The following is a 6,049-nucleotide window of genomic DNA, read 5'->3' as shown; positions in this document are numbered from 1 at the left end:
GAAAGACAGTTGCTCCTACTGGCGATCGCGTGCCGTTGCAGGTGCGGCCTTGTGTGGCGAGGGCTCAGAGGTCGGCGTCTTCCACCACCCTCACCTTTGCGGCATCCAGCGCATAGGCGGCATCGGCCAGATCATTGCTGACCTTCTCCACCTTCAATTTGCCGGTGACCCACAGTGGGGTGTAGATGTCATCGATCCTCAGGCCTTTCGGGTAGCGCACCAGCACCAGCTGATTGGGCGGCGGAGGCGGTACGTGGATGCACGCGCCCGGGTACGGCACCAGGAAGAACAACGTGCTGTTACCCTTGGCATCGCTTTCCAGCGGTACCGGGTAACCGCCCAGGCGGATGTCCTTGCCATTCATGGCTGGCACGGTCTTGGTGGAATACATCACCGCCGGCAGGCCCTTGCTCTGCTTGAGGCCGCCCTTGTCGGTGAAGGTACCCATGGCTTCCGGCGAGTTATGGTCGATTTCGGGCATCTGCTCGAGCGCCTTCTGGTCCGACTTGGGCATCAGTTCAAGCCAGTCGGTTTCAGGCAGTTCGGCATGGGCCAGGGTGCTGGCCAACAGCAGGGGCAGGAGAAAAAAGGCACGCATGACAATGCTCGGCAACTCGATGGAATTGCCGAGCATTCTAACCGGTATTCAGCGTTTCTTGATGAACCCGTAGATCACCAGAAGGACAATGGCACCGACCAGCGCGCCGAAGAAGCCCGCCGCCTGCCCAGCCTGGTAAATGCCCAGCGCCTGGCCGCCATAGGTGGCCAACAGCGAACCGGCAATACCCAGCAGGATGGTCATGATCCAGCCCATGCTGTCGTCGCCTGGTTTGATGAAGCGGGCCAGTAGGCCGACGATGAGGCCGATGAAGATGGTTCCGATGATGCCCATGGCAATCCCTCTGCAGTGAAAATGGAACAAGCCAAAGCCTAGACAGCGCTTCGGCTTGTTGCCATTTCAGAGGTCAAGCCGCTGGTAGAAGTTCGATCAGTTGCTGATCAGGGCCTCTACCTCGGCAATTTTGTGCTCGAGGGTAGCCATGTCGTGGCAGCGCAGGGTGGCGTGGCCAACCTTGCGGCCGGCCTTGAAAGCCTTGCCGTAGTGGTGCAGGTGGCAGCCATCGATGGCGATCACCTTGTCCACGGCAGGCACTTCACCGATGAAGTTGAGCATCGCACTCTCGCCCACCTTGGCGGTGGAGCCCAGCGGCAGGCCGGCCACCGCGCGCAGGTGGTTCTCGAACTGGCTGCATTCGGCACCTTCGATGGTCCAGTGCCCGGAGTTGTGCACGCGCGGGGCGATTTCGTTGGCCTTCAGGCCACCGTCGACTTCGAAGAACTCGAACGCCATCACGCCCACGTACTCCAGCTTTTGCAGTACACGGCCTACATAGTCTTCAGCCAAAGCCTGCAGCGGGTGTGCCTGGCTGGCCACCGACAGGCGCAGGATGCCGCTCTCGTGGGTGTTGTGCACCAGCGGGTAGAAGCGGGTTTCGCCATCACGGGCCCGTACGGCCACCAGCGAGACTTCGCCGGTAAAGGGTACAAAGCCTTCCAGCAGGCAGGGCACGCTGCCCAGTTCGGCGAAGGTATCAACCACGTCTTCAGGCGTGCGCAGCACCTTCTGGCCCTTGCCGTCGTAACCCAGGGTACGGGTTTTCAGCACGGCTGGCAGGCCGATACTGGCGACTGCGGCGTCCAGGTCGGCTTGCGAGAGGATGTCGGCGAAAGCCGGGGTAGGAATACCCAGGTCGCGGAACATGCTCTTCTCGAACAAGCGGTCACGGGCGATGCGCAGCGCTTCGGCACTGGGGTAGACCGGTACGAACTGCGAGAGGAAGGCCACGGTTTCGGCCGGGACACTCTCGAACTCGAAGGTCACCAGGTCAACTTCGTCAGCCAACTGGCGCAGGTGCTCCTGATCGCCGTAATCGGCCCGCAGGTGCTCGCCCAGAGGCGCAGCGCAAGCATCCGGCGCCGGGTCGAGGAAAGCGAAATTCATGCCCAGCGGGGTACCCGCCAAGGCCAGCATGCGGCCCAGCTGGCCGCCACCGATTACACCGATCTTCATGGGTTGAGCCTCAAGCCTGGCGCGGGTCTGGGTTGTCCAGCACGGTGTCGGTCTGTTCCGTGCGGAATTGCTTCAGCGCAGCGTGGAATTGCGGGTATTTGGCACCCAGGATGCTGGCCGACAACAGCGCCGCATTGACTGCACCGGCACGGCCGATGGCCAGGGTGGCAACCGGTACGCCGGCTGGCATCTGCACGATCGACAGCAGCGAGTCGACGCCCGAGAGCATCGACGACTGCACCGGCACGCCCAGCACCGGCAGGTGGGTCTTGGCGGCGCACATGCCCGGCAGGTGGGCAGCGCCACCAGCACCCGCGATGATCACCTCGATGCCCCGGCCCTCGGCCTCTTCGGCGTACTGGAACAGCAGATCCGGGGTGCGGTGGGCGGACACCACCTTCACTTCGTAGGGAATGCCGAGTTTTTCCAGCATATCGGCGGTGTGGCTAAGGGTGGACCAATCGGACTTGGAGCCCATGATCACGCCAACCAGTGCACTCATCGTCGAGCCTCTCCTGCAAGCGCCTTCTGGCGCGCTATAAAGCAACAAGCCACGCGGGTAGGCCGGCGTGGCTTGTCATACGGATTCTAATCGGCCCGGTGGCCGAAGGCGCGGGATTGTAGCGTACTTGCAGGCGGGCCGCCCACCCCTGCAAGCACATGACAGATAAAAGGGCAAGCTGTCTCGCGGGACAACTTTTTCCGGCTGCGATGCGTAACGACAGTTGCAAGAGGATTGAACACCCCTGTTCAAACTTCTTGGAGAAAAAGATGGCCAGACCATTTTTCACCTCACTGCTGTTTTGCATGACGATGGCCCTTCAGGCCTCCCCCACATGGGCTGCGAGAACCTTGGTGGTTACTATCTATCCGCACGATGAACTAGCCGATGTGAGCGACAAACAGATCGATAAAGACTACGTGCAGCCGTGGCTGGAAGAAATGCGCAGAATCAGCAATCACTCAATTGAGGTCATCTTCAAGCGTGATGTTGCAGGCATTACCGATATTCCTTATCGCCAGATGCCTCCAGAAGATACCCACAGGGTCTTCAGCGCTGCAGCGCATCCACAGTTCAGGTGGCAGAAATCGATTTTGCTGACGCGCGATAGTTTCGGCCTCAACAGCGAAGGCGCAGAACACCTTGGCCTGGCCAAATTGGGCTATGCCCACGCGATCGCCTCAATGACCAGCTATGGCACCCTGGGGCATGAACTGGGTCACTTGATGAACGCCACTCACGAGGCAGCAGAGTTACGCTACAACCCATGGCCATGCGAGACCTTCGTCTATCCGGACCGCTTCTCGCTTCGGGCCAATTGCTACCGCTACAGCGACCAGAACAGAGCGGCCATCGCCAATCACCTTGATCACGCGCTTCGTAACTGAAGAGGCTCACTCCGGCGCAGGCGTATTTTCCAGCTTGCGCCAAAGTAGCCGCACATTGGCCTTGCGCACTAACGCGCAGCGGTACAGGCGGATTTCCAGTGGTACATGCCACTGGCTGCCTCCGCAGATCGCCAACTCACCGCGTTCCAGCTCGCCCCGCATCGAAAGCCGGGGCACCCAGGCAATGCCCATGCCTTCCAGCGCCATGCTCTTCAGGCTGTCCGCCATGGCGGTTTCATAAACGGTGGTATAACGCACATTGCGCTGGCGCAAGAGCAGGTTGACCGATCGGCCGAGGAAGGCCCCGGCGGTATAGGCCAGCAGTGGCACGCTACTTTCACCTTCCAGGTCGAACATGGGCCTGCCGTCGGCGCCCACCGCGCATACCGGCACCATTTCGGTATTGCCCATGTGCAGCGACGGGAAAATCTCGGCATCCATCTGCAAGGCGGCGTCTGGGTCGTAGAACGCCAGCATCAGGTCGCAACCGCCCTCGCGCAGTGCATGCACGGCATCCCCTACGTTAGTCGCAACCAGGCGGGTGGCGATATTCAGGCCGTCATTACGCAGTTGCGCCACCCAACGCGGGAAAAAGCCCGACGCCAACGAGTGCGCTGCAGCCACCTGAATCACCTCCCCCTGGCCACCCTCAAGGTGATGCAAATGGCGGAGAATTTCGCCCAACTGGTCGACAACCGTGCGCGCGGTAACCAGAAACAGCTGCCCTGCCTCGGTCAGCTCTATCGGTGTGCGGGAACGGTTGACCAGTTGCAGGCCCAACGCTGCCTCAAGGCTGCGGATACGCCGGCTGAAGGCCGGTTGGGTGACGAAGCGCCGCTCTGCCGCCTGGGAAAAACTGCGGGTGGCGGCCAGCGCACTGAAATCTTCCAGCCATTTGCTTTCAAGGTTCACGAAGCACATCTCCCGTCGTGCACCAAAATGGAACACGCTCGAATTTCGATTGGCGTCACATGAATCACTATGCCGTTTGTGCATAGGTTAGCGTGCAACAGCATTGGCCGCAAAATCCCCTTAAGGCCTAGGATTGGCGCCATTCCGGCATGTGCCGGGTCAACATCGAGATGATATACATCATGTCCGCTGCTGCATCGTTCCGCGTCGAAAAAGATCTGTTGGGCACCCTGGAAGTACCTGCCGATGCTTACTACGGCATCCAAACCCTGCGCGCTGCCAACAACTTCCACCTCTCCGGTGTTCCGCTGTCGCACTACCCGAAACTGGTAGTGGGCCTGGCGATGGTCAAGCAGGCTGCTGCCGACGCCAACCGTGAGCTGGGGCACCTGAGCGATGCCAAGCATGCTGCCATCAGCGCCGCCTGCGGCCGCCTGATCAAGGGCGACTACCACGAGCAGTTCGTGGTCGACATGATCCAGGGTGGCGCCGGTACGTCCACCAACATGAACGCGAACGAAGTCATCGCCAACATCGCGCTGGAGGCCATGGGCCACCAGAAGGGTGAGTACCAGTACCTGCACCCGAACAACGATGTGAACATGGCGCAGTCGACCAACGACGCCTACCCGACGGCCATTCGCCTGGGCCTGCTGCTGGGTCACGACGCCCTGCTGGCCAGCCTCGAAAGCCTGATCCAGGCATTCGCCGCCAAAGGCAAGGAATTCGACCACGTACTGAAGATGGGCCGCACCCAGCTGCAGGACGCCGTGCCGATGACCCTGGGCCAGGAATTCCGTGCATTCGCCACCACCATGACCGAAGACCTGCAGCGCCTGCGCTCGCTGGCGCCGGAGCTGCTGACCGAAATCAACCTGGGCGGTACCGCCATCGGCACCGGCATCAACGCCGACCCTGGCTACCAGGCCCTGGCCGTACAACGCCTGGCAATCATCAGCGGCCAGCCGCTGGTACCGGCTGCCGACCTGATCGAAGCCACCTCCGACATGGGTGCCTTCGTGCTGTTCTCCGGCATGCTCAAGCGCACCGCGGTCAAGCTGTCGAAGATCTGCAACGACCTGCGCCTGCTGTCCAGCGGCCCACGCACCGGCATCAACGAAATCAACCTGCCAGCGCGTCAGCCAGGCAGTTCGATCATGCCAGGCAAGGTCAACCCGGTTATCCCGGAAGCCGTCAACCAAGTCGCCTTCGCCATCATGGGCAACGACCTGGCCCTGACCGTTGCTGCCGAAGGTGGCCAGCTGCAGCTGAACGTCATGGAGCCGCTGATCGCCTACAAGATCTTCGACTCGATCCGCCTGCTGCAACGCGCCATGGACATGCTGCGCGAGCACTGCATCGTTGGTATCACCGCCAACGAACAGCGCTGCCGTGAGCTGGTCGAACACTCGATCGGCCTGGTCACCGCCCTGAACCCATACATCGGCTACGAAAACGCCACCCGTATCGCCCGCGTTGCCCTGGAAACCGGCCGCGGCGTGCTGGAACTGGTGCGTGAAGAGAAGCTGCTGGACGAAGCAATGCTCAACGACATCCTGCGTCCGGAAAACATGATCGCGCCACGCCTGGTTCCGCTGAAGGCGTAACCGGCTGCTGCACACTGTCTCACCAGGTTAAGGGACTAGACACCTCTCAACCTTTCCAAGCCCGGGCTTA

Annotated in this window: 7 protein-coding genes; 2 read left to right on the top strand and 5 right to left on the bottom strand. The window is 61.2% G+C overall.

Annotated features, from left to right (window positions below; genetic code table 11):
- Positions 1-64 precede the first annotated feature (64 nt).
- The 4 genes from GYA94_RS01085 to purE all read right to left on the bottom strand — a co-directional run bounded on the left by GYA94_RS01085 (position 65) and on the right by purE (position 2,573).
- On the bottom strand, positions 65-598 hold the full coding sequence (locus tag GYA94_RS01085; RefSeq protein ID WP_161891647.1) for a DUF3299 domain-containing protein: 534 nt from the start codon (positions 596-598) through the stop codon (positions 65-67).
- A gap of 48 nt (positions 599-646) precedes the next feature.
- Complete coding sequence (locus GYA94_RS01080; RefSeq protein ID WP_009684502.1) at positions 647-892, bottom strand: GlsB/YeaQ/YmgE family stress response membrane protein; 246 nt, start codon at positions 890-892, stop codon at positions 647-649.
- Positions 893-988: 96 nt separating this feature from the next.
- On the bottom strand, positions 989-2,071 hold the full coding sequence (locus tag GYA94_RS01075) for a 5-(carboxyamino)imidazole ribonucleotide synthase (RefSeq protein WP_125854437.1): 1,083 nt from the start codon (positions 2,069-2,071) through the stop codon (positions 989-991).
- A 10-nt stretch (positions 2,072-2,081) separates the two neighbouring features.
- Entirely contained in the window at positions 2,082-2,573 is a 492-nt protein-coding gene (purE, locus tag GYA94_RS01070; RefSeq protein ID WP_009684500.1) for a 5-(carboxyamino)imidazole ribonucleotide mutase, read from the bottom strand.
- A gap of 269 nt (positions 2,574-2,842) precedes the next feature.
- On the opposite strand from purE, the gene GYA94_RS01065 reads away from it, so the two are divergent.
- A complete protein-coding gene (locus GYA94_RS01065) occupies positions 2,843-3,460 on the top strand; it encodes a zinc metalloprotease (RefSeq protein WP_110676202.1) in 618 nt (205 codons plus the stop codon).
- Between the two features lie 6 nt (positions 3,461-3,466).
- Here the strand turns inward: GYA94_RS01065 and GYA94_RS01060 are convergent, their stop codons facing one another.
- Positions 3,467-4,372 (bottom strand): LysR substrate-binding domain-containing protein, encoded by a 906-nt coding sequence (locus tag GYA94_RS01060; RefSeq protein WP_161891645.1) that lies wholly within the window; start codon positions 4,370-4,372, stop codon positions 3,467-3,469.
- 182 nt (positions 4,373-4,554) lie between these two features.
- Between GYA94_RS01060 and aspA the strand changes: the two genes are divergently transcribed.
- Positions 4,555-5,979: an aspartate ammonia-lyase gene (aspA, locus tag GYA94_RS01055; protein ID WP_029886441.1), complete on the top strand. Its 1,425-nt coding sequence runs from the start codon at positions 4,555-4,557 to the stop codon at positions 5,977-5,979.
- Positions 5,980-6,049: the final 70 nt, after the last annotated feature.

It is taken from the genome of Pseudomonas juntendi, assembly GCF_009932375.1.
Classification (GTDB): domain Bacteria; phylum Pseudomonadota; class Gammaproteobacteria; order Pseudomonadales; family Pseudomonadaceae; genus Aquipseudomonas; species Aquipseudomonas juntendi.
Note: the sequence above shows the minus strand (reverse complement) of the source record. Positions and strands in the feature narration are given on the sequence as shown.

Coding starts and splice junctions, on each gene's coding strand:
- purE (WP_009684500.1), bottom strand. CDS start 2,573: ATGAGTGCACTGGTTGGCGTGATCATGGGCTCCAAGTCCGATTGGTCC.
- aspA (WP_029886441.1), top strand. CDS start 4,555: ATGTCCGCTGCTGCATCGTTCCGCGTCGAAAAAGATCTGTTGGGCACC.
- GYA94_RS01065 (WP_110676202.1), top strand. CDS start 2,843: ATGGCCAGACCATTTTTCACCTCACTGCTGTTTTGCATGACGATGGCC.
- GYA94_RS01080 (WP_009684502.1), bottom strand. CDS start 892: ATGGGCATCATCGGAACCATCTTCATCGGCCTCATCGTCGGCCTACTG.
- GYA94_RS01075 (WP_125854437.1), bottom strand. CDS start 2,071: ATGAAGATCGGTGTAATCGGTGGCGGCCAGCTGGGCCGCATGCTGGCC.
- GYA94_RS01085 (WP_161891647.1), bottom strand. CDS start 598: ATGCGTGCCTTTTTTCTCCTGCCCCTGCTGTTGGCCAGCACCCTGGCC.